This is a genomic window from Pyxidicoccus trucidator (assembly GCF_010894435.1).
Classification (GTDB): domain Bacteria; phylum Myxococcota; class Myxococcia; order Myxococcales; family Myxococcaceae; genus Myxococcus; species Myxococcus trucidator.
Map to the genome: position 1 here is coordinate 707,709 of NZ_JAAIXZ010000002.1, position 21,279 is coordinate 728,987.

General features: G+C 70.1%; 19 protein-coding genes. 13 read left to right on the plus strand and 6 right to left on the minus strand.

Annotation, left to right across the window (positions count from 1 at the left end):
• Positions 1 to 94: 94 nt before the first annotated feature.
• A complete protein-coding gene (locus G4D85_RS09405) occupies positions 95 to 1,876 on the plus strand; it encodes a serine/threonine-protein kinase (RefSeq protein ID WP_164010180.1) in 1,782 nt (593 codons plus the stop codon).
• Between the two features lie 95 nt (positions 1,877 to 1,971).
• The gene (locus tag G4D85_RS09410) at positions 1,972 to 2,745 is read left to right on the plus strand and encodes an AAA family ATPase (protein WP_164010183.1); all 774 of its coding nucleotides are present in this window, start codon (positions 1,972 to 1,974) and stop codon (positions 2,743 to 2,745) included.
• A gap of 103 nt (positions 2,746 to 2,848) precedes the next feature.
• Here the strand turns inward: G4D85_RS09410 and G4D85_RS49235 are convergent, their stop codons facing one another.
• Positions 2,849 to 3,190 carry a linear amide C-N hydrolase gene (locus tag G4D85_RS49235; protein ID WP_240359165.1) on the minus strand — a complete coding sequence of 114 codons (342 nt, stop codon included), beginning with the start codon at positions 3,188 to 3,190 and terminating at the stop codon, positions 2,849 to 2,851.
• Positions 3,191 to 3,251: 61 nt separating this feature from the next.
• Here G4D85_RS49235 and G4D85_RS09420 point away from each other — a divergent pair, with 61 nt between their 5' ends.
• Together G4D85_RS09420 and G4D85_RS09425 are read left to right on the plus strand one after the other, a co-directional pair.
• Positions 3,252 to 3,887 (plus strand): cysteine hydrolase family protein, encoded by a 636-nt coding sequence (locus G4D85_RS09420; RefSeq protein WP_275900274.1) that lies wholly within the window; start codon positions 3,252 to 3,254, stop codon positions 3,885 to 3,887.
• Positions 3,888 to 3,920: 33 nt separating this feature from the next.
• Positions 3,921 to 5,024 carry an ankyrin repeat domain-containing protein gene (locus G4D85_RS09425; RefSeq protein ID WP_164010189.1) on the plus strand — a complete coding sequence of 368 codons (1,104 nt, stop codon included), beginning with the start codon at positions 3,921 to 3,923 and terminating at the stop codon, positions 5,022 to 5,024.
• A gap of 58 nt (positions 5,025 to 5,082) precedes the next feature.
• Here the strand turns inward: G4D85_RS09425 and G4D85_RS09430 are convergent, their stop codons facing one another.
• The 4 genes from G4D85_RS09430 to G4D85_RS09445 form a co-directional block, all read right to left on the minus strand.
• Positions 5,083 to 6,348 carry a radical SAM protein gene (locus G4D85_RS09430; RefSeq protein WP_164010191.1) on the minus strand — a complete coding sequence of 422 codons (1,266 nt, stop codon included), beginning with the start codon at positions 6,346 to 6,348 and terminating at the stop codon, positions 5,083 to 5,085.
• Positions 6,349 to 6,479: 131 nt separating this feature from the next.
• A complete protein-coding gene (locus tag G4D85_RS09435) occupies positions 6,480 to 6,878 on the minus strand; it encodes a twin-arginine translocation signal domain-containing protein (protein ID WP_164010193.1) in 399 nt (132 codons plus the stop codon).
• A gap of 710 nt (positions 6,879 to 7,588) precedes the next feature.
• Entirely contained in the window at positions 7,589 to 9,754 is a 2,166-nt protein-coding gene (locus tag G4D85_RS09440) for a Kelch repeat-containing protein (RefSeq protein WP_476705371.1), read from the minus strand.
• A 196-nt stretch (positions 9,755 to 9,950) separates the two neighbouring features.
• Positions 9,951 to 10,862, minus strand: a complete 912-nt coding sequence (locus G4D85_RS09445; RefSeq protein ID WP_164010197.1) for an alpha/beta fold hydrolase — start codon at positions 10,860 to 10,862, stop codon at positions 9,951 to 9,953.
• Positions 10,863 to 11,070: 208 nt separating this feature from the next.
• Between G4D85_RS09445 and G4D85_RS09450 the strand changes: the two genes are divergently transcribed.
• From G4D85_RS09450 to G4D85_RS09490, 9 genes are all read left to right on the plus strand, one after another.
• Positions 11,071 to 12,060, plus strand: coding sequence for an AAA family ATPase (locus G4D85_RS09450; protein WP_164010199.1), 990 nt, complete (start codon positions 11,071 to 11,073; stop codon positions 12,058 to 12,060).
• A gap of 7 nt (positions 12,061 to 12,067) precedes the next feature.
• Positions 12,068 to 12,949, plus strand: a complete 882-nt coding sequence (locus G4D85_RS09455) for a DUF58 domain-containing protein (RefSeq protein WP_164010201.1) — start codon at positions 12,068 to 12,070, stop codon at positions 12,947 to 12,949.
• Positions 12,946 to 13,932 (plus strand): BatD family protein, encoded by a 987-nt coding sequence (locus G4D85_RS09460; protein WP_164010203.1) that lies wholly within the window; start codon positions 12,946 to 12,948, stop codon positions 13,930 to 13,932. The genes G4D85_RS09455 and G4D85_RS09460 overlap by 4 nt, the downstream gene beginning before the upstream one ends.
• Entirely contained in the window at positions 13,907 to 14,917 is a 1,011-nt protein-coding gene (locus G4D85_RS09465) for a vWA domain-containing protein (protein WP_164010205.1), read from the plus strand. The genes G4D85_RS09460 and G4D85_RS09465 overlap by 26 nt, the downstream gene beginning before the upstream one ends.
• Positions 14,914 to 15,975, plus strand: a complete 1,062-nt coding sequence (locus G4D85_RS09470) for a VWA domain-containing protein (RefSeq protein WP_164010207.1) — start codon at positions 14,914 to 14,916, stop codon at positions 15,973 to 15,975. The genes G4D85_RS09465 and G4D85_RS09470 overlap by 4 nt, the downstream gene beginning before the upstream one ends.
• Positions 15,976 to 15,989: 14 nt before the next feature.
• On the plus strand, positions 15,990 to 16,982 hold the full coding sequence (locus G4D85_RS09475; RefSeq protein ID WP_164010208.1) for a tetratricopeptide repeat protein: 993 nt from the start codon (positions 15,990 to 15,992) through the stop codon (positions 16,980 to 16,982).
• Positions 16,966 to 18,834, plus strand: a complete 1,869-nt coding sequence (locus G4D85_RS09480) for a BatD family protein (protein WP_164010210.1) — start codon at positions 16,966 to 16,968, stop codon at positions 18,832 to 18,834. The genes G4D85_RS09475 and G4D85_RS09480 overlap by 17 nt, the downstream gene beginning before the upstream one ends.
• The gene (locus tag G4D85_RS09485) at positions 18,831 to 19,541 is read left to right on the plus strand and encodes an SH3 domain-containing protein (RefSeq protein WP_164010212.1); all 711 of its coding nucleotides are present in this window, start codon (positions 18,831 to 18,833) and stop codon (positions 19,539 to 19,541) included. The genes G4D85_RS09480 and G4D85_RS09485 overlap by 4 nt, the downstream gene beginning before the upstream one ends.
• Positions 19,542 to 19,658: 117 nt before the next feature.
• The gene (locus G4D85_RS09490; protein ID WP_205525481.1) at positions 19,659 to 20,030 is read left to right on the plus strand and encodes an STAS domain-containing protein; all 372 of its coding nucleotides are present in this window, start codon (positions 19,659 to 19,661) and stop codon (positions 20,028 to 20,030) included.
• A 27-nt stretch (positions 20,031 to 20,057) separates the two neighbouring features.
• Here G4D85_RS09490 and G4D85_RS09495 read toward each other — a convergent pair whose 3' ends face one another.
• Entirely contained in the window at positions 20,058 to 21,110 is a 1,053-nt protein-coding gene (locus G4D85_RS09495; RefSeq protein ID WP_205525482.1) for a tetratricopeptide repeat protein, read from the minus strand.
• Positions 21,111 to 21,279 lie beyond the last annotated feature (169 nt).

Here is a 21,279-nt window from a genome sequence, read left to right on the forward strand (position 1 = left end):
GCCGCCATCCACTACGAGTCGCCCACGACCTCACCGTCCCAGGATTCCCACCCGTCTTCACGAAGCGCCGACAGGTCGACTACCGTCCCGGCCCATGACGCCCTACACGATGCTACACCTCGCACTCGCGGGAGCGTTCTTCGTGCTCGCGCTGGTGCACTCGGCGACGTGGGCGGCGGTGCGCTCCCAGCGCGTCCAGCTCTGGCTGGCCTCGAGCTTCCTCGGGTTCGCGGTGCTCAGCTTCACCACGGGGCTCACCAGCCGCGAAGCCAGCGCGGTGTTCTCCGACACGCGCCCCTGGCTCCTGCTCGGCGCGCTCACGTCGGTCCTCCTTCCATACCCCCTGCTGCGCGTCGTGTGGTCGCTGCTGGACCTGCCGCTCACGCGCTGGCGGCGGGTGATGCTGGGGGTGGCCGTCGCGCTCGGCGTCGTACGGGTGGTGGACATCTCCTGGTCCGTGTTCACGCTGCCGGCGACGGGGTTGACCGCGGAGGCGCTCTCGCGGGCGACGGCGGGCCTGAGCCTTCCGCTGTTCTGGCTGCTCGCGACGTGCGTGGCCGGGACCTGGGCGCTGGAAGCGGCACGGCTCCTGCGGCGCCGCGGCGCGATGGCCGCCGCCGTGCTCGTGGCCGCGCTCTGTGCGCTCGCGCTCCTGGCCCGTGAGCTCGCCATCGACGTCGGCTGGAGCCCGGGGCCTCCGCTCTTCGCGCTCGTGGGGCTCCCGTTCCTGCTGCTCGCGTCCACCGCGCTCGCCATCCTCACCGCGCGCTCGCTCCGGGGCGCGGACCTGGGCACCGGCATCCATCGGTACCGCCGGCTGGTGCGGCTCGGCCGCGGCGGCATGGGCGAGGTGTGGCTCGCGGTGAGGACGGGCCGCGCGGGCTTCCATCGACTCGTCGTCCTCAAGCGGATGCTGGAGGAGGGCCACGAGGACCCTGCCGTCCGGCTCCACCGCTTCATCGGAGAAGCCCGCACCGCCGCCAGCCTCCATCACCCGCACCTCGTGTCTGTCTATGACCTCGGGCAGGTGGATGGTGGCTGGTTCATCGTCATGGAGTACCTGAGTGGCGTGAGCGTGCTGGAGCTCGTCCGGCGCGTGAACAAGGGCGCCGTGCTGCCGCTCGAGGTCATCGTCGAAATCTGCCAGCAGGCGCTGCGCGGGCTGGCCTACGCGCACGAGCGCGGCGTGATTCATCGCGACATCAGCGCGGACAACCTCGTGGTGTCCTTCGATGGCGTGGTGAAGGTGGTCGACTTCGGCATCGCGCATGGCTCCGGGCAGCCGCAGGAGCGCGTCTCGGAAACCGTGACGGTGCCTTCCGTGAGCCGCCTGACGGAGGTGGGCGGCATCATCGGGAAGTTCGTGTACATGCCCCCCGAGCGTCGCGAGGGGGCCGAGGCCACCGTGTCCGGCGACCTCTTCGCGCTCGGCTGCGTCCTGTACGAGCTGCTCTTCGGCCTGATCCCCGGTGTCTCGTCGGGGGCCATCCGGCTTCCGCGCCTGGAGCGCCCCGACGCGCCGGCTCCATATCGAATGCTCAGGGACCTCCTGGACATCGCGCTCCACCCGCAGCCGGAGCAACGCTACGCCGACGCGAAGGCCTTCCAGCGTGAGCTCGAAGTGGTCCGGCACCAGCTTCCAGCGGTCGACCTCACGAGCTGGCTGCGGGAGAACTTCGCGGAGCGGTGGGCTCGCGAGCGGGCGTTGTCGGAGCTCAGGGACCCCACGCCCGCCGAGGTCGAAGCCCTGCTCACGCGCGAGCTACCCTCGGCGCCCATTCCCGACGTGGAGGACGAGGCGACGCGGCTCATCCCGCCTCGAGATGCGCAGCCCGTCGGCGGGCAGGACACGACCATCGTCCACCGCAACCGCTGAGGCGGCGCCCGCCGATTGACAGAGAGACCCCACGCCCTTCCTCACCGTCGCATTCGAGCCCTGAGCACGGGAGCGCGTGGCATAGGCTCCAGCGCATGCTGACCCGGCTCACGCGGCTGGAAGTCGAGGGGTTCCGCTCGCTGCGCGACGTGGTGCTGTGCCCACGGCCCCTGGAGGTGTTCCTGGATGCACGGGGCACTGCCACGCGAGACCTGGCCGCGCTCTTCACGCTCCTGCGGGAGCTGGCCGAGGGACGGCTCCAGCAGCATCTGGCGCGGCCCGGCGTGCTGGACGGCCTGGGCGCCCGGGGGCTCATGCGGCTGGGGCTGGGCGTGGATTTCAACATGTACCGCGTGGAGCTCCGGCACCTTCCCGAGGGCGTGTGGCGCCTCACGAAGGAGGAGCTGGACCTCCATGCGGGCGCGTCGATGAGCCTCATCGACCCGTCGACCGACGCTCCCCACGAGGAGTCAATGCTCCCCATTTACGCGGCCCGGGAGCCCGAGAGCACGCCTGACTCCTGCGGCGGCACTGACGACGCGGAGGCCCGGTTCCTGGGCTTCGTCGTCAGCAATGCGCTGTGGCACGTCCGCCAGTTCCTGCGCGGCTTCCGCGTCCAGCCCGCCGGCGACTTCACCACGACGGGGGACACGGTCCTCCTCCTGGAGGAGCCCGACCTGGACCTGCCCGCGAACGCCCTCTGGGACCGGGTCCAGTCCGCTCGCACGGCGTCCTCCCGCTCCCAGGTGCTGCTGTGCACGCCGTCGGTGACGCTGGCGGACGCGTTCGACCTCGAGGAGGTCGAACGTGTCGACACCGCCGACGGCGTGTCCCGCTTCCAGCCGCTCGTGCCGCGTCAGGAGGCCTGACGCGGAGCAGGTCAGGTCGACAGCTTCGCGGTGAGGTCGATGGAGGTGGGGCTCGTCGGCACGGGGAACGTCTTGCCGGCGGCCTTGCCGAAGTCGAGCGTCTTCAGGTCGATGGAGTACACGAGCCACCCGGCATGCCCCTCAGGCCGCTGCCGTGTCCCGAGGGTGCGAAGGACTTGCCACCCATCTCCACGGGCCTGGCATCCCAGGGCGACAGGTTCGAGTAGCCTCCGAGGTTCTCGAGCTGGAGCGGGAAGGGCGGGTCGTTGGTCAGGACGGCCACGGGGTTGGAGTAGATGTTCGGCTTCCCGTCGATGAACTCCACGACGATGCTGTTGCCGCTGGCATCGTGGATGGGGAGGTGCAGCGGCAGCAGCTTGAGTGTCTGGCTTTGGAAAGGAACGGAGGTCCGCGTTCCGACGGGACGCGCTTGCGTCCTCCTCACCGGGCGCGACAGGGCCCCCGTGCTTATCGTGCTCTTATAGCTTTCCGCTGATGAGGTGGACGTGACGAAGCAGGCGAAGGCGCGAAGCAGCCGGGCGAACGAGAAGCGCTCCGACACGGCGCTGTTGATCATCGACGTCATCAACGACCTGGACTTCCCTGGTGGAGAGAAGGTCCTGCCGTGGGCCCTGCGGATGGTGGACCGGCTGGGGCCCTTCGCCGCGAGGATGCGGCGGGCCGGAGTGCCGGTCATCTACGTCAACGACAACTTCGGGTACTGGCGCAGCAACTTCAGCGACATCTACAAGCACTGCACGCGGCCAGGCATCCGGGGCCGCGACGTCGCGCGAGCCCTCAAGCCCGTGCCGGACGACTACTTCATCCTCAAGCCCAAGCACTCGGCCTTCTTCGCCACCTCGCTGGTGCCCCTGCTGGAGCACCTGGGCACGAAGAAGCTCATCCTCGCGGGCATCGCCACCAACCTCTGCATCTTCTTCAGTGCCCACGACGCGCACATGCACGAGTACAAGCTCACCGTGCTGAGTGACTGTTGCGCCGCCGAGAGTGACGAGGACCATGACCTCGCGCTCTCACAGCTCCAGCGCTTCCTCCGCGTGCGGGTCTGCCGGAGCGATGAGCTGAAGCTGACCGCGAAGCGGAAGCGCAGCTCGGCGAAGCGGCCTCCACCTTCGAAGTGAGGCGCGGGCGGGGGTCGCATACACTTCCCAGCCATGACGGACAAGCAGCATGAGCTGGTCTCCCTCCTCCAGAAGATCAACGACCTGCACTACATCGAGACCTACAACAGGGTCGAGCTGCCGCAGGCCGAGTACCTCGCCATCCTGCGCAAGGCCCAGGACGGCAATGCCGCGCTCATCGACGGCGTCCGGCGGCTCCTCTCCGAGGGAGTGAGCCTCGACTTCAAGACCATCAATGGCCACACGCCCCTGGCTGTCGCGGTGACGCACAACAACGTCGAGGTGGTCCAGCTCCTGCTCGAGCATGGCGCCGACCTCCATTCGACGGCCGGCTACGACACGCCGCTGCACCGGGCGGCGGAGTTCGGAGCCGACAGGGTGGTCCGGCTCCTCATCGAGAAGGGGCTGGACCCGCGAGGAAAGACGCCGGGCGGCCGGACTGTCCTGTCCGCTGCTCGAAGCTCGAGGCACAGCAAGAATGTGGTCCCCCTGCTGGTCGAGCTCTTGAAGAAGACGAAGTCAGAGCGACCGCCCCCGCCGAAGAAGGCGAAGGAGCTCTCCGAGGAGAACGTCACCCGCTACCTGTCCGGCACCGCGCCGGAGCGGCTGGCGGCCCGGGACTGGGAGGCGCTCCGGGACTTCATGGACAGTGTCTTCGTCGAGGAGTACTCGGTCACCATCGACCAGCTCTACGAGAGCATCGAAGAGCACGGCGGCATGAGGCCGCACCTGGTCTTCGCCTGCATCGGCCTCATCAAGCAGGTCTCGACCCGGGAGCCCAGGCAGAAGACGGTCAAGAAGGTCTCGAAGAATGTCTACGTCCACCACGGCGACCTGGAGGTCGATGGGAGCCTGAAGGTGGGCTCGTTGATGGTGACCGGCAATCTGAAGGTGAAGGGGAAGGCCGAGAACGTCCAGGGCCGCCAGCTCTTCGTGGGGGGCGACTTCGAGTGCGACACCTTCTATACGGAGGGCCCCGTGGTCATCGGAGGCGACCTCCGGGCCCGGGCCGTCGACGCCTACTACAATGACTACGGCCTGGAGGTTCGCGGCGTGCTGAAGGCCGACACGCTGACGATTGAGCGCCACCAGGTGATGGCGGGCCGGTTCGACGTCCAGCAGCGAATCGACAAATAGCGTCAACGGAGCCGCGCGGGTGGACCCGCGCATCCGTGGGTGCGTCCTGTCAGGACCTTCACGCGTCAAGGGCGGGCGGGCTCCCGCCTTCCCTTGCCGCCACCGGGGGCCTGGCCATGGCGGTGCGCAGACGCTGCATCAACTCCGGGCTCAGGCTCTCTCCCACGCGTCGCTCAATGTGGCCGAGGAGCTTGTACATGTCAGCGCAGTAGACAGTGGGATTGTCGAAGCCGTTGCGCTCGGAGTAGCGGTGCGCCAGCAGCCCGCCTCCGCACACGTATTTGTAGACGCAGGACTTGCACTTGGGCGCCAGCCCTTCCTCGCCGGCCTGGAGGTGCAGGAAGAGGTCCTTGGTGAAGATGTCCTCCATGTCGTTGTGCAGGACATTGAGCCCCATCTTGGTGAGGCCGTCGGCCACCGACTTCAGCGAATCGGTCGGCTCGATGCCGCCGTCCGTCTCGATGACGACCAGCGCCTTGGGGTAGGTGCTCAGCAGGTCCACGTAGCTGCCGCGGGCGCCGAAGATGAGCTGGATGATCTGCTCGAAGAGCGACACCACCACGCCCTGGCTGTTCTGGAACCACTCGTCGAAGATGGGAATGAGCCAGTCCGCCAGCGGTGTGTCCTCGAAGGGAGCCACCTTGCCGGGGGGCGGGCTCTCGTACGTGCCGTCCATGGGCAGGAACGAGATGCGCTTGAAGCCCAGCTCCACGAAGTGGCGGTAGGTGCGCAGCGGGTCCTGCTTCAGGTTGATGACACACAGCGCGCCACCGAGCACCTTGCTGCCCTTTTCACTGCTCTGCAGCCGCCGGACGGCGCCGACCACGTCCGCGTGGCTGCCACTCCCGCTACCGCGGTAGACCCGGTTCGCGTCATTGACGTCCTCCGGGCCATCCAGGCTGACGCCCACGCCAATGCCCAGCTCATACAGGGTGTCGACCCACGCGTCGTTCAGCAAGGTGGCGTTGGTCTGCATCCCGAAGTTGAGGCGCACCTTCGGGCACTCCTCCCGGAAGATCTGCACTGCGCGACGGTAGTAGTCCTGCCCCAGGAGCATGGGCTCGCCGCCGTGAAAGATGATCTGCGCGGGCGTGCCGGCGAGCGCCACCTTGCGGGCCACCGCGCGCAGCACCTCTTCGCTCATCTTCCGTGGCTGCTTGCGCCACGTCTGGTCCGCCAGGTTGTACATGTAGCAGTACTTGCAATCGAGGTTGCACCGACTGGCGACCTTCATGATGTACACCTGCGGCATGAACAGCTTGCCGGGGCTCACGCGGGCCGGCATGCCCGGCATCATCTGGGAGGACGTTGGAGACGTGCTCATGGGGACCTCGGTGCGGGGGCGGGCTTCACTGGGGACGGTGGACGGGCAGGTGGCCCGCCCGGAGCGGCTCGCGGCGGCGAGGGGCACCGCCGGAGCCTGGGGACAGCGAAAGGCCGGAGCGTGCCCGGGTGCTACCAGCTGACGTTGATGTGCAGCGAGAAGTTGCTGGCGACCTCGTTGATGTCATTGAACTCGATGAGGCCATATTCCTTGAGCCGCGTGCCGATGACGTCCCGGACGACGGCGTTCTTGATCGTCTCATCCACCGCCTTGCTCATCTCCACGACCTGGTCCTTGGACATCTTGTGACCGGCCGCCAGGTTGAAGTTGAACGCCGTGACGATTTCCCGCGCGCGCTGGGCCGGGTCATTGCAGTCCGCTTCCTGCGCCTGGGCGGTGCCCGGCGCCGCCGCCGCGACTACCGCCGCGGCCCCGAGGCCCAGCTTGCCGAGGAAGCCGCGACGGCTGTCCGCGGTCTCGGTGCTCTCCGGCTGCTGCTCGGGCGGCTTCACGTTCTTGCGATCAGACATGTTTGTCTCTCTTTCGTCGGATGGGGTGCCGCACACTGCGCATATGAGTGTGTATCGGGCCAAGTAAGGCATTCAATACGTGGTAACCCGTATAGAAATGCTTGAGCAGCCAGTGCGTTAAAATACGCAAAAACTGTATTTGAGGTCTCCCTTGACACCGTATGAGAGGGTGCCCCAGCCGAGGCAATGACACCTCACCGGCAGTCACGAGGCGCAGGAAGGTCCTTCGTGGGCTGGGAATGACCCACACGGTCTGCCATTGACCAGGGTGGACTTCAGATGCGGTGCGTGCGCTTCAGCCGGTAGGCAATACGTCCCCGGCTCATCGCCGTGACTCCTCTCGAGCCGGCAATCCCTCGTCCAGGAGCGTCTTGAGCTTCGGTAGCATGCGCTCGGCGGGGGCCTGGTGGGGGCGGCACCCACGTGTTGAGCGCCAGCGCCCCTCCTCCCGAGCTGGGGAGGCGCTGCGCACCATGCTGAGCGAGCGGACCATGGGCATGGGCGTCCAGGCGCAGGGTACGGCCCGCTCGACCCCGAGCGCATCGCCGACACCCTCCGCGAGCGCGTCAGCGAGGCGGTGCGCAAGGAGCTGAAGAACGGCTCCGCCACTCCTCCCCTGGCCTGATGAGTCACGCGTCCGGGGTCGGGTGACGGCCGCGGGAAGCGCGGGCCCGGCCTGCTTCGCGCCGGGCCCGCGCCGCTGTCTCACGTCACGGCGAATACACTTCCGCGAGGGCGCTGCCACTCACGCAGCCCACCGCGAGGACCTCACCGGTCGGCAGCGGGGTGAGCGTGTGGCTTGAGCGCGCGGCCAGCATGCTCGCCGTGGGCTTCCAGGCGTTGGTGGCCGGGTCGTACAGGTCCGCGCTGGCCTGGAGGTTGGAGACGCTGGAGCCGCCAATCTTCCAGATTCCTCCCGCCGTCAGCACCGCGCCCGAAGGCAGCACGGCGCTCGCGTGGTCATGGCGTGGCGTGGCCATGCTGCCCGCGGAAGCCCAGACACCGACCGCCTGGAACTTCTCCGCCGAGGCCAGCGAGCCCTGGCCGACGTACGAGCCGGTTCCCATGAGCCCACCGACGGCGAGCGGGTTGCCCGAGCCCAGCAGGTGCAGGGTGAAGTTGCTGCGGGCCTGGGCCAGGTTCGACGTGGTGAGCCAGCTCCCGGTGCTCGGCGTGTACACCTCCGTGCTGGCGAGCCGGTACAGGGTCGTGAAGACCTGGTAGTGGCCGCCCGCGATGAGCACCCGGCCGTCACTCATGAGCACGGCGGAGTGGTTGATGCGGCCCGTGGCGAGGTTGCCCGAGGAGGACCACGTGCCGGTGGCCGGGTCATACAGCTCGGTGCTGGTCGGGTAGATGCCGCCGTCGCTTCGCCCACCGGTGACGAGCACCTGGCCCGAGGCCAGGACGGTCGCCGTGAAGTAGACGCGCGCGGTCAGCAGGCTGCCGGTGGCCGTCCAGGTGCCGGTGGCCGGGTCGTACAGCTCCGAGGTGGTGACGGTGCTGTCGAAGTTGCCGCCCACGACGAGCACCTGGCCCGAGGGCAACAGGGTTGCGACGGCATTTCCGCGCGGCTCGGTCATGTCACCCACGGGCGTCCACGTCCGGGCGACGGGGTCATACAGCTCCGCGCTGGCCAGCGAGCCGGCGCTGTCGTTTCCTCCCGCCACGAGCACCTGGCCGGAGTCCAGGAGGGTGGCGGTGTGTCCGCACCGGTTCGTGGAGAGCGGAGCGGTGACATTCCACGTGAAGCGGCCCGCGTCATACAGCTCCGCCGTGGCGGTGTAGCCGGCCGTGGGCGACACGTAACCGCCGGCAACGAGCACCTGCCCGGAGCGCAGGAGTTCCACGGCAGCGCCGGTGCGGGCGGTCATCGCCATGCTGACCGTCGCGCTCCACGTCCCGGTGGCCGGGTCATACACCTCCGCGGCACCGAAGCTGTCGACGAGGAACACCTTGCCCGAGGGCAGCAGGAAGGCGCGGTGGCTGGAATGGGATTGCGTCATGCTGCCGGTGTAGGCCCAGGTGTTGGTCGCCGGGTCATAGAGTTCGGCGGTGAGGGTGCTGCCGCCGCCCGCCACCAGGACCTTGCCCGAGGGCAGCAGCGTCGCCGAGTGGTTGGAGCGCGCCAGTCCCAGCTGCGGGCCCGAGGTCCAGGCGTTGGTGGCCGGGTCGTACACCTCCACGGTCCTCAGCGTGGTGGTCCGGCTGCTGCCACCCGCCACCAGGACCTTGCCCGAGGGCAGCCGCGTCGCCGTGTGCCGGTAGCGGGCGGCGAGGAGGCTCGGACCCACCGACCAGGCGTTGGTGGATGGGTCATACACATCCACGTTGCTGGTGGGACCTGCGGGCGAGCTGCTGGCGGCGCCGCCGGTGATGAGGACCTTGCCCGAGGCGAGCAGGACGTCCTTGCCCACGCCGCGCGCACGCGGGCTGGTGGGAGTGGCCGTCCAGGTGCCGGTGGCCGGGTCATACAGCTCCGCCGTGGCCAGATAGACGCCCGCGAGGCAGCAGGTGTAGCCATTGGCCACCAGCACCTTGCCGTTGTTGAGCAGGGTGGCGGTGTGCTCCGAGCGAGAGATGGTCATCGCGCCGGTGGCCGTCCAGGTGCCGGTGGCCGGGTCGTACAGCTCCGCGGCCGCCACCGTGGAACCGTTGGAGCCGCCCGTGACGAGCACCTGCCCGGAGGCCAGCCGCGTCGCCGAGGCATTGTACCGGCTGGTCATCGCGCTGCCGGTGGCGCGCCACTGGGGCGTTCCCAGCGCAGCGCGCTGCGTGTCGGGGGCCCGGGAATCCGTGGCGGGCGCATCCGCTCCACAGGCCATACATGCCAGGAGCAGGACAAGGGAGGGAAGTACTGCAAGTCTTTTCATCATGAGGAGTCGCCTTTGCGGGGTAGCCCTGGCACACCATGGAAGAACCCTGGCGGCGGGCTGACTCACATCCTGATATCCGTGCACTCACGGAGCAAAGGCAGAACGGGTGCGCGAGCGAGCCGGGAACGAGCCAGCGACAGGGCACGGGGCGAAAGGCTGGTGCGCGCGTTGGATGGCTTTCATCGGCGCACTCACGTCACTGCTCGCGAGCTGGCAATCCCTCATCCAGGAACGCCTTCAGCTCCGGGAGCACGCGCTCGGGGTGTTCCTGGTGGGGGCTGTGCCCGGCGTCCACGCGCAGCAGCCGCGCCTGGGGAAACCTCCGCGCCGCCTCTTCCCCGAGAGACAGGGGCAGGACATCCTCCTTCTCGCCCCACACGAGCAGCACCGGCGCCTTCACCTCACCCAATCGCTCGCGCCGGTGGAACACCGGCCCCGTCACCGGCACCAGCGTGTTGAACGCCCGCGCCCCCGCGTCCCGGCCTTCGGGCACCGAGAGCAGCTCATACGCCAGCGCCCCCAGCCGCTCGCCCAGCGGCGTGGGAGGCGGCGGTATCAGCCGGGACCAGGCCCACGGCCCCAGCGAGCGCGCCAGCCGCTCCGGCCCGGCACGGAAGAACAGGCGCGCCTTGCGCTCCAGCTCCGGCCCCAGCCCCATCGCATCCACCAGGGCCAGCCGCTCCACCGGCACCCGGCCGCGCAGCGCCAGCTCCAGCCCCACCAGCCCGCCCAGCGAGTGGCCCACCACCGCCACCGGCCCCGTGCCTGGCTGGAGCAGCAATTCCTCCACCGGCTCCGTGAAGAAGCGCACCCCGTCCTCCGCCGAGTCCATGGCCCCCTCGGGCGCCGAGGACATCCCGAAGCCGGGCAGGTCCACCGCCAGCACCCGGTGCCCCCGGGCCAGCGCCGTCAGGTAGACGAACCACGTGGACGCCGCCCCGCCCCGCCCATGGAGCAGCACCACCGTGGGCCCCTTTCCACCCTCCAGGACCCGCAACGCCCCGCCGCCCGGCAGCCAGCGCACCGTCGCCGTCACGGCCGGGGCCAGTTGCCCCAGCAGCCCCGCCTCCACCGCGCCCACCGCCGGAGCCTTCGCCGGGGCCTTCATGGGCGCCCCCCAGGACGCACGGGACGGGCCGGCTTCCACCCGGAGTGGAACGGCGGGAGGCGGGACGGGGGAGGGTGGGACATGGGAAGGGGCGCTCCATCAGGGGCGGTCGGACGCGCAACTTACTGGAATGGCCGGGCTTCTGCGGTGTTGAGCCCGATGCCCGGGAACCCCTAGGCTGCCCGCCGCCAGTCCGACACGAGGCGACATGAACACGGATATCCGCGCGCTCACCGAGCGCGTGCAGCAGGAAAGCAGCTTCGTCGAGGTCCTCAACCAGGAGACCGGCAAGGTCATCGTCGGCCAGCGCTACATGCTGGAGCGCATCCTCATCGGCCTGCTCTGCAACGGCCACGTGCTGCTGGAGGGCGTGCCCGGCCTCGCCAAGACGCTCACCGTGCGCACCGTGGCGGACGCGCTCAGCGCCACCTTCATGCGCATCCAGTTCACGCCGGACCTGCTGCCCGCCGACGTGGTGGGCACGATGATCTACAACCAGCAGGCGGCGAACTTCACCGTCCGCAAGGGCCCCATCTTCGCGAACATCGTCCTCGCGGACGAAATCAACCGCGCCCCCGCCAAGGTCCAGTCCGCCCTCCTGGAGGCCATGGCCGAGCGCCAGGTCACCATCGGCGACCAGTCCTTCGGGCTGCCCTCTCCGTTCCTCGTGCTGGCCACCCAGAACCCGATTGAGCAGGAAGGCACCTACCCGCTGCCCGAGGCGCAGGTGGACCGCTTCATGCTCAAGGTGAAGGTGGGCTACCCCACGCGGGATGAAGAGAAGGTCATCATGGACCGGATGTCCGGGGGCACCACGCCCAAGGCACAGAAGGTCATCAACCTGGAGCACCTGGTCCGCGCCCGCGAGCTCGTCCACCAGATCTACATGGACGAGAAGGTGAAGGAGTACATCCTCAACGTGGTGTTCGCCACGCGCGAGCCCAACAAGTACGGCCTCAAGGACCTGGCGGACTACATCCAGTTCGGCGCCTCACCGCGCGCCACCATCTCCCTGGCCCAGGCCGCCCGCGCCCACGCCTTCCTGCGCCACCGCGGCTTCGTCACCCCCGAGGACGTGAAGGCGATTGCCTTCGACGTGCTCCGCCACCGCATCGCCATGACGTACGAGGCGGAGGCCGAGGAGCTCACCGCGGAGAAGATCATCCAGCGCGTCTTCGACCGCGTCGAAGTCCCCTGACACGCCCGTGCTCCCCAAGGACCTCATCCGCCGCATCCGCAAGCTGGAGATTCGCACCCGCAAGGTGGTCTCCGACATGCTCGCGGGTCAGTACCACTCGGTCTTCAAGGGCCGCGGCATGGCCTTCTCCGAGGTGCGGCAGTACCAGCCCGGTGACGAAATCCGCATCATCGACTGGAACGTCACCGCGCGCATGAACGAGGCCTACGTCAAGGTCTTCACCGAGGAGCGCGAGCTGACGGTGATGCTCCTGGTGGACGTGTCCGCCTCCAAGGAGTTCGGCTCGAAGGACCGCACCAAGGCGGAGATTGCCGCCGAGGTCGCCGCGCAGATTGCCTTCAGCGCCATTGCCAACAACGACAGGGTGGGGCTCATCCTCTTCTCGGACCGGGTGGAGAAGGTGGTGCCGCCGCGCAAGGGCCGCACGCACGTGCTGCGGCTGGTGAGCGACATCCTCACCTTCAAGCCGCAGGGGAAGGGGACGGACCTGGCCACGGGGCTCACCTACCTGCGACAGGTGGCGAAGCGGAAGGCCGTCACGTTCCTCATCTCCGACTTCATGGCGCGCGACTACGAGAAGCCGCTGCGGCTGGTGGGGCGCAAGCACGACTTGGTGCCGGTGGTGGTGGAAGACCCGATGGAGGCGGACTTCCCGCGCATGGGGCTGGTGGACATGGAGGACCCGGAGACGGGTGAGCGCTTCGTCGTCGACACCAGCGACCCGCGCGTGCGGGGCCGCTTCGCCCGCGCCATGCAGGCCGCGCGCGACGAGCGCCGCAAGCTGTTCAAGAAGCTGGAGCTGGACCACGTGGAGCTGCGGGCCGGCGATGACCACGGCAAGGCGCTCGCGCAGTTCTTCCGCGCGCGGGCCCGGAGGATGGCGGCGTGAAGCGGCTCCTGCCCCTGCTGGCCCTGCTGTGGATGGCCGCGCTGCCGGCGTGGGGCGCGCAGCCCCCCGGCGCGCCCGCGGACGAGGCGGTGCAGCCTCAGGACGTGTCGGTGCGCGTGGAGCCGAAGCAGGTGCGCATCGGCGACCCGTTCGTCTACGAGGTGGTCCTCACCCACCCGAAGGACCAGCGCTACGAGCTGGTGCTGCCCAAGGAGACGGGCGACTTCGAGCTGCTGGACCAGACGCGCCAGCGCCAGGACGGGCCGGACTCGGCCACCACCACCTTTGGCGTGCGCATGTCCGCCTTCGCGCTGGGCACGGTGCAGGTGCCGGCGCTCACCTTCGACGTGGCCACGCCGGACGGGCCGAAGAAGTTCTCCCTGCCGGGCCGCGAGGTGGACGTGACGTCCACGCTGCCGGCGGACGCGGACGGGCAGGGCGCGGAGCTGTTCGACTACCAGCCGCCGCAGGAGGTGCCCATCCGCTCGTGGCAGCTGGTGCTGACGGTGCTGGGCGTGCTGGCGGCGGGCCTGCTGGCCTGGGCGCTGTGGCGCTGGTGGAAGAACCGCCCGAAGCACGTGGTGGTGGTGCCGCCGCTGCCGCTGGACGTGCGCACCCGCAAGGCGCTGGATGCGCTCAAGGCCGAGGACCTGCCCGCGCGCGGCCACGTGAAGGACTACTACTTCCGCCTGTCCGAAATCATCCGTGGCTACCTCGGTGAGCGCTACGCCTTCGAGGCGCTGGAGTGCACCAGCTCCGAGCTGATGGCCTCGCTGCGCCGCCTGCCCACCCCCGGCCTCCCCGAGGCCGCGCTCATGCGCTTCGTGTCCGAGTCGGACATGGTGAAGTACGCGCGCGCGGATGCCTCTCCCGAGTCCTGCCGCGACGCGCTCGGCTTCGCCTACGCGCTCCTCGACAAGACGTACGTCCCGCCCCCGCCGCCCCAGGCTCCCGTCAATGCCGCCGCTCCCCGCGTTCAATAACCCCGAGGCGCTCTGGGGGCTGCTGCTCGTGCCGATGCTGCTGGTGCAGGCCTGGCGGGAGCGGCGCGCCCGCGCCACGCTGCGCTTCTCCGGAGCGCACGTCTTCGGCCGGAGCCGCAAGGGCTTTCGCACGTACCTGCTGCCCTTGCTCCCGCTGCTGCGCGCGGCGGCGGTGACGGCGGCCATCCTCGCCATCGCCCGGCCGCAGGGGCGCGACTCGCGCGTGCGGGACTTGTCGGTGGAGGGCATCGACATCGTGGTGGCGCTGGACCTGTCCACGTCGATGGAGGCCGGAGACTTCCGCCCGCAGAACCGCATGCACGTGGCCAAGGAGGTGCTCAGCGAGTTCATCGCCAACCGGGTGAATGACCGCATCGGCCTGGTGGTGTTCGCGGGCGCGGCCTACACGCAGGCGCCGCTGACGCTGGACTACGGCGTGCTGAAGGAGGTCATCAAGCAGCTGCGCACCCGCGTGCTGGAGGACGGCACGGCCATTGGTGACGCGCTGGCCACCTCGCTCAACCGCCTGCGCGACTCGGAGGCCAAGAGCCGCGTGGTGGTGCTGATTACCGACGGCGACAACAACGCCGGGAAGATCAGCCCCATGGACTCGGCCAACATGGCCCAGGCGCTCAACGTGCCCATCTACACGATTCTGGTGGGCAAGGGCGGCAAGGTGCCCTTCCCGCAGGGCACCGACTTGTTCGGCAACACCGTGTGGCGCGAGACGGAGATTCCCATCAACCCGGAGCTGATGCAGGACATCGCGGACCGCACCGGCGGCGAGTACTACCGCGCCACGGACCCCGAAGGCCTGCGCGCGGGCCTGCAGAAGGTGCTCGACTCGCTGGAGCGCTCGAAGCTGATGGAGGGCGGCGCCAGCGCCACCTACCGCGAGGAGTTCCATCCGTTCCTGCTGGCCGCCTTCGGCCTCGCGGCGCTGGAATTGCTCCTGCGCGCGTCCTTCCTGAGGGTCTTCCCGTGACGCCCGTGGAACCCTGGCGCTTCACCGTGCTCGGCTACCAGGCGGGACTGGCGCAGCCGTTCTACCTGCTGCTGATGGTGCTGGGCGTGCTGCTGGGCCTGCTCGCACTGGTGGGAGCGCTGCGCCGTCGCAGCCGCGTGCGCGCCCTGCTGAACGAGCGTCACGCGGAGCGCTTCACCCCGGGCGTCTCCGTGTGGCGTCCGTCCATGCAGAGCGGCCTGTATGGGCTGGGGCTGGCCCTCTTCGGCTTCGCGCTGGCGCAGCCGCAGTGTGGCACGAAGAGCGAGCTGACCAAGCGCAGGGGCATCGACGTGGTGGTGGCGCTGGACGCGTCCAAGTCCATGCTCGCGCGGGACGTGCAGCCCAGCCGCCTGGAGCGCGCGAAGCTGGAGCTGACGACGCTGCTGGACGAGCTGAAGGGCGACCGCGTGGGCCTGGTGGTGTTCGCGGGCGACGCGTTCATCCAGTCGCCGCTGACGTCGGACTACTCGGCGGTGAAGCTGTTCCTGCGCGCGGTGGACCCGGAGGTGATGCCCCAGGGCGGCACCAACGTGGGCGCGGCGCTGAAGCTGGCGAAGCAGGTGCTGGACAACGCGGACCGCGGCTCGAAGGAGCGCGTGGTGGTGCTGCTGTCGGACGGCGAGGACCTCTTCGGCGAAGTGGCCGAGGCCAGCGAGGCGCTGAAGGAGGCGGGCGTCCCGGTGCTGGCGGTGGGCGTGGGCTCCGAGTCCGGCGAGCCCATCCCCGTCTATGACAGGCGGGGCGAGTTCGTGGACTACAAGAAGGACGCGGCGGGAGACACGGTGATTACGCGGCTGGACCGCGCGGGGCTGACAGCCATCGCCGAGGCCTCCGGGGGCTCCTTCTATTTCCAGCCGCGCGGCGTGGCCATGGCGCAGGTGGTGGAGCGCATCGACCAGATGCAGAAGAGCGAGCTGGAGAGCCGGGTGACGGTCCGCTACGACGAGCGCTTCCAGTCCTTCGCCATTCCGGGGCTGGCGCTGCTCGCGCTGGGCATGTTGCTGCTGCCGTCCTCGCGCCGGAGGTCTTCGTCGTGAGCGCGGAGCGGGGCATGGAGTCGCGTGGGAACGCGGCGCGCCTGTTGGCCTGGGCGCTGGTGGTGGCGCTGGCGCTGCCGTCGTCCGCCGGGGCGGCGGGGCCGCTGGAGAAGGACCATCCGCTGGTGCAGCAGGGACGCGAGGCGTACACGGCGGGCCGCTTCGAGGATGCGCTCGCGGCCTTCGAGGCGGCGAAGAAGGAGCTGCCGAATGACCCCGCGGTGGACTTCAACCGCGCGGACGCGCTGGCCAAGCTGGGGAAGATTCCCGAGGCGCAGGAGGTCTTCCGCGGCGTGACGGAGTCCAACCGGCCCGACCTGCGGCAGAAGGCCTGGTACAACCTGGGCAACCTGCACGCGACGACGGGAGACCGGCAGGAGGCGCTGAAGTCCTACCGGCGCGCGCTCACGCTGGACCCGCAGGACGTGCAGGCCCGCCACAACTACGAGGTGGTGCTGCGCAACCTGCCTCCGCCCCAGCAGAACCAGCCCGACGGCGGCGCGGATGGAGGCGCCGACGGTGGCAGTGACGGCGGGCGTCCGGACTCGGGCGCTGACGGTGGGCAGAAGGGCGATGGCGGCACGCCCCAGGATGGAGGCACGGACGGCGGCGCGGATGGCGGCGCCGACGGTGGCAGTGCCGATGGCGGCTCGGACGGCGGCGCGGATGGCGGCCAGGGGGATGGCGGCAGCGACGGCGGCGCGGATGGGGGCGGGGACGGTGGAGAGCAGGGGCCGGAGCAGAAGGGCGATGGCGGCTCGGACGGCGGCGCGGATGGTGGACAGGACGACGGCGAGGGGGACTCCCAGGACGGTGGCAGTGACGGCGGCAGTGCGGGAGAAGAGGACGCGGAGGACGCCGCGGATGGCGGGATGAGCCCGGCGGACCTGGACCGGCAGGAAGCGGAGCGCCTGCTGGATGCGATGAAGCAGAACGAGCGGAATCTCCAGCTCTGGCGTTTCCAGCAGAAGAAGAAGCAGAGGAAGCCCAATGAGAAGGACTGGTAGCGCCCGCGGGGCCATGCTGGCCGTGCTCGCCCTGCTGGCCACTGCGCCGGCCTGGGCGAACGACGACCTCGATTTCTACCAGACGGTGGACCGCGAAGAGGTCGGGAGCCAGGACCCGTTCCGCCTGACGGTGGTGGTGGTGGACGCGCCGCCCAACGCACAGGTGCAACTGCCGGAGTCGGACGACTTCGAGGTCCTCTCCAGCTCACGCAGCAGCCAGCGCTCGATTTCGCTGTCGGGTGGCGGCCCGGCCGTCATCCAGGACATCACCCGGTACACGCTGGTGATGCGGGCCAATCGCGCCGGCAGGCTGAAGATTCCGCCCTCGCAAATCACGGTGCGCGGGAAGACGTACAGGACGCAGCCGGTGGAGGTTTCCGTGAGGGCGGGCCGGCTGGGCTCGTCGCCGCCCTCCAGTCAGTCCGGGAGCTCGTTGCCGGACCCGTTCGCGAGCGCTCCCTCCACGCAGAGGCCGGACCCGTTCGGGGACGCGCTGGAGGAGGACGAGCCCACGATTCCGCGCGGAGACTCGGACCTGTTCCTGCGCTCGAGCCTGGACCGGGACGAGGTCTTCGTGGGCGAGCAGTTGACGCTGTCGCTCTTCATCTACTCGCGGGTGGACCTGTCCAGCGTGGACTCCGTCACCATGCCCAAGCTGGAGGGCTTCTGGACGGAGGAGGTGGAGAGCCCCACGCAGCTGTCCGGTGAGCAGAAGATTGTCGACGGAATCCCATACCGGGCCTACCTGCTGCGCCGCCGCGCGTTGTTCCCGGTGAAGGCCGGCGCGCTGTCCATCACCCCCGCCGAGGCGGACATCACCACCGGCTTCCTCTTCGCGGGCCACCGCGTGCACCGCGTCTCCAACGGGCTGAAGGTGAAGGTGAAGCCGCTGCCGCCGGGCGCTCCGCCGGGCATGTCCAACGCGCACGTGGGGAGCTGGCGGCTGTCCATGGACGTGTCGCAGACGCGCGTGGAGCTGGGCCAGCCCGTCACGGTGAAGGTCATCCTGGAGGGCGTGGGCAACGTGAAGAACGTCACCCCGCCGAAGCTCACCGGCCCGGCCGCGCTCAAAATCTATGACCCGACCACCACCGACAAGGTGGCGCCGCAGCGCAACCGCGTGCAGGGCCGCCGCGTGGTGGAGTACCTGGTGATGCCGCAGCGCACGGGCACCTTCACGCTGCCCGCGCTGGAGTTCCCCTTCTTCGACCCGCGTGCGCAGTCGTACGACGTCGCTCGCACGGACCCGGTGACGATTACGGTGGAGGCGGGCGCGGGCGGTGTGTCGGCGCTGCCCGCGTCGCCGTCGCAGGTGGCGGATGCGGCCAACGAGCAGAAGAACGTGCTGACGGCGGGCGGGCTGCGGCCGGTGCGCTACCAGGCGCGCTTCGTGACGCCGTCCGAGCCGCCCTGGAAGCGGAGCTTCTTCCTTCCGGCGGTGCTGGCGCCGCTGGGGCTGCTGCTGGGCGTGGCCCTCATCGGCGGGGTGCGCGGGAAGCTGGCCACCCGCACGGAGGCGGACCGCGGCCGGCAGCAGGCGAAGGCCGCGCGCAAGCGGCTGGCGGAAGCGGAGAAGCTGCAGGGAGGCGGCAACGTGGGGGCCTTCTACGGAGAGGTGGAGAAGGCGGTGCATGGCTTCCTGGAGGCGCGCCTGGGCGTGCCGGTGGGCGGCCTCACGCGCGACGTGCTCGCCGAGCGGCTGACGGCGGCTGGCGCGGATGCGGAGCGGCGCTCGAAGGTGCTGTTCGTGCTGGAGGCGTGTGACCTCGGCCGCTATGGCGGCGGAGGCAACCCCGCCGAGCGTCAGAAGGTGATGGACGCCGCGGCGGCGGCCATGGAGGGCTGGGCGTGAGCGGCTACTACACGCCGGAAGAGGCGCAGGACGTCTTCCTGAAGGCCAACGAGGCGTACGCGCGCGAGGACTACGCGGCGGCGCAGGCGGGCTACGAGAAGCTGCTGACGAACGGCCATGGTGGGCAGGACGTGCTCTACAACCTGGGCACCACGCACCTGGCGCGGGGAGACCTGGGCCGGGCGGTGCTGGCCCTGGAGCAGGCGAAGAAGGAAGGCAGCCGCGCGCCGGACCTGGAGGCCAACCTGTCCGTGGCCCGCGCGCGCCAGGTGGACAAGGTGGTGGGCGCCACGGCGGAGGAGGAGTTCCTTCCCCGCGTGGCGGCGGCCACGGATGGCAACGTGGTGGCGTGGACCTTCCTCGGTACCTGGGTGGCGGCCTTCGCCCTGGTGCTGCTGTGGCGCGCGCTCCGCCCGGGCCGGCGCACGGGGGTGGGGGTGGTGGCCGCGCTGCTCTTCGCGGTGGCGGTGCCCTCGGGGCTGCTCCTCGCCACGCATGCATGGGTGGACGAAACGGTGCACGAGGCCGTGGTGCTGGCCCCCACGCTGGTGGCGCGCGAGCTGCCCCAGCCCGGCGCCCGCTCCATCTTCGAGGTCCACGCCGGCCTCAAGGTGCGGCTCCTGGAGGAGACGGGCCGCTTCGTCCGCATCCGCCTCCCCAATGGCCTGGAGGGTTGGGCCGAGCGGGACGGGATAGCGGAAATCTGAAGCCCTGGCGGATGCCCGCCGGGAAGTGTCGCTCGACGGGGCTTGGAAGCGCGCGAGGCCCCGGCGATAGACTGGGCGCGGGAGGGAAGGCGGCTTCTTCCTGGAGGTCGTGGCTCCGTGTTCGAGGTCGAGGCGCGCGTCGGCAAGAATCGGCTGGTGGTGCGCATCTGGGGAGACCTCGACGATGCGGAAGCGCGCCAGATTGGCGACGCCGCCGTGCGCGCCGTCGACCGGCTGCGGCCGGGGCTCGACATCCTGTCGGACCTCAGTGGCCTGACGCGAGTCCCGGTGGAGTGCGCGGCGCAGCTCCGGCGCATCGTCGAGGCCGCGCAGGCGCGAGGCCTGCGCCAGGTGGTGCGGGTGGTGGGGCGCTCCGCGGAGGCCGCCCTCCAGTTCCAGCGCATCAGCCGGAGCATCGGCTACGAGGCCTACCTGGCCTTCTCCCTGGAGGAGGCGGAGCGGATGCTGGACGGTGGCGAGCCTCCGTGAGCCGTGCCGGGAGGCGGGCCCTCCGGTTCAGCTCCGCCGGCCGGTGAGGCGCGCGAAGAGGCCGGGCTTCTGCGGCTTGCGCTCACCCGCGGACGCGGCGGCAAGGCCCGTCACCTTGAGCAGGTTCTGCTGGAAGACGGCATTGCCCGGCTCCAGCTCCACGGCGCGCTCCAGGAGTTCCGCGGCGCGCGCGTAGTCCTTGCGCTGGTGGACGAGGATGAGGGCCAGCTTGCTGTAGAGGACCGCGGCCTCGGGCACGCGGGCGATGGCGCGCGTGAGCACCTCGATGGCGCGCTCCACCTGGCCGTCGCGCTCCAGCCGCACCGCGCGCTGGAGGAAGTCCTCCGCCGTCGCCGGGGCGAAGCCCGTGGGGGGCGCATCCAGGGGCATGGTGGGGCGGGACGGCCGGGGCGGAGGCGTGGGGGCCGCGGCGCGAGCGCTTGGGGCGAGGGGGGGCTGCGCGCGGGCCGGGGTGGGCTGGGCCGGCGCGGGGGGCGGTGGGCGCGAGGCCCTGGGCGGCGGCGGCGGTTCCTCGTCACCGAGCGCCATGGGCTCCGGCGATAGGAACTCGTTGCCGTCCAGCACCGGCAGCTCTTCCGGGGGCAAGGGCAGGGAGGGCGCGCCGGGGATGCGGTGCAGCTCCACCACGCCGCGCTCCAGCAGGGCCTTGAGGACGACCTTCACCTCGATTTCCGGCAGCCGGGCCGCGAGCGCCAGCTCCGGCACGGGCTGGACGCCGTCGATGAAGGACGCGATGTGGGCCTCGAACGGGTGGAGCGGCTGGAGGGCGATGTCCAGCCCGGCCCGCAGGCGCGGCACCGTGTGCGAGTCCATGGGCACGGTGAAGCGCGCGGTGGCGAGGTCGTGCGGGGTGGGCGGCTTCGGCGGAGGAGGCTGGGGCACCTCCAGCGTGCGCGTGCGCTGGGGAGGCGACAGCAGCGCCCGGACGATGGTGGGCTCGGTCGCGACGTACTCCCCGCTGGCCTGGTCTGCGTCCAGCAGCAGCCCGCAGTGCCCGCACTGGAAGTCGTTCCCGGCCACTGCCCCCTGGCACTCGGGACATTCGAGGTTTGCAGCCATTTCCGGCTCATCATAGCGCCCGCGGGTCACCGCCGCCCGGGTGCGCTGGCGCCCAATACGGGCTTCACCCGCCTGTCAGGCCGGCTAATCAGCGGGCATGAGGGCGACCGGGGTCGGGATGCGTTGGGACTCCAGCAGGGAAGTTGGGGCAACCGCGCGGGGAGCGGCT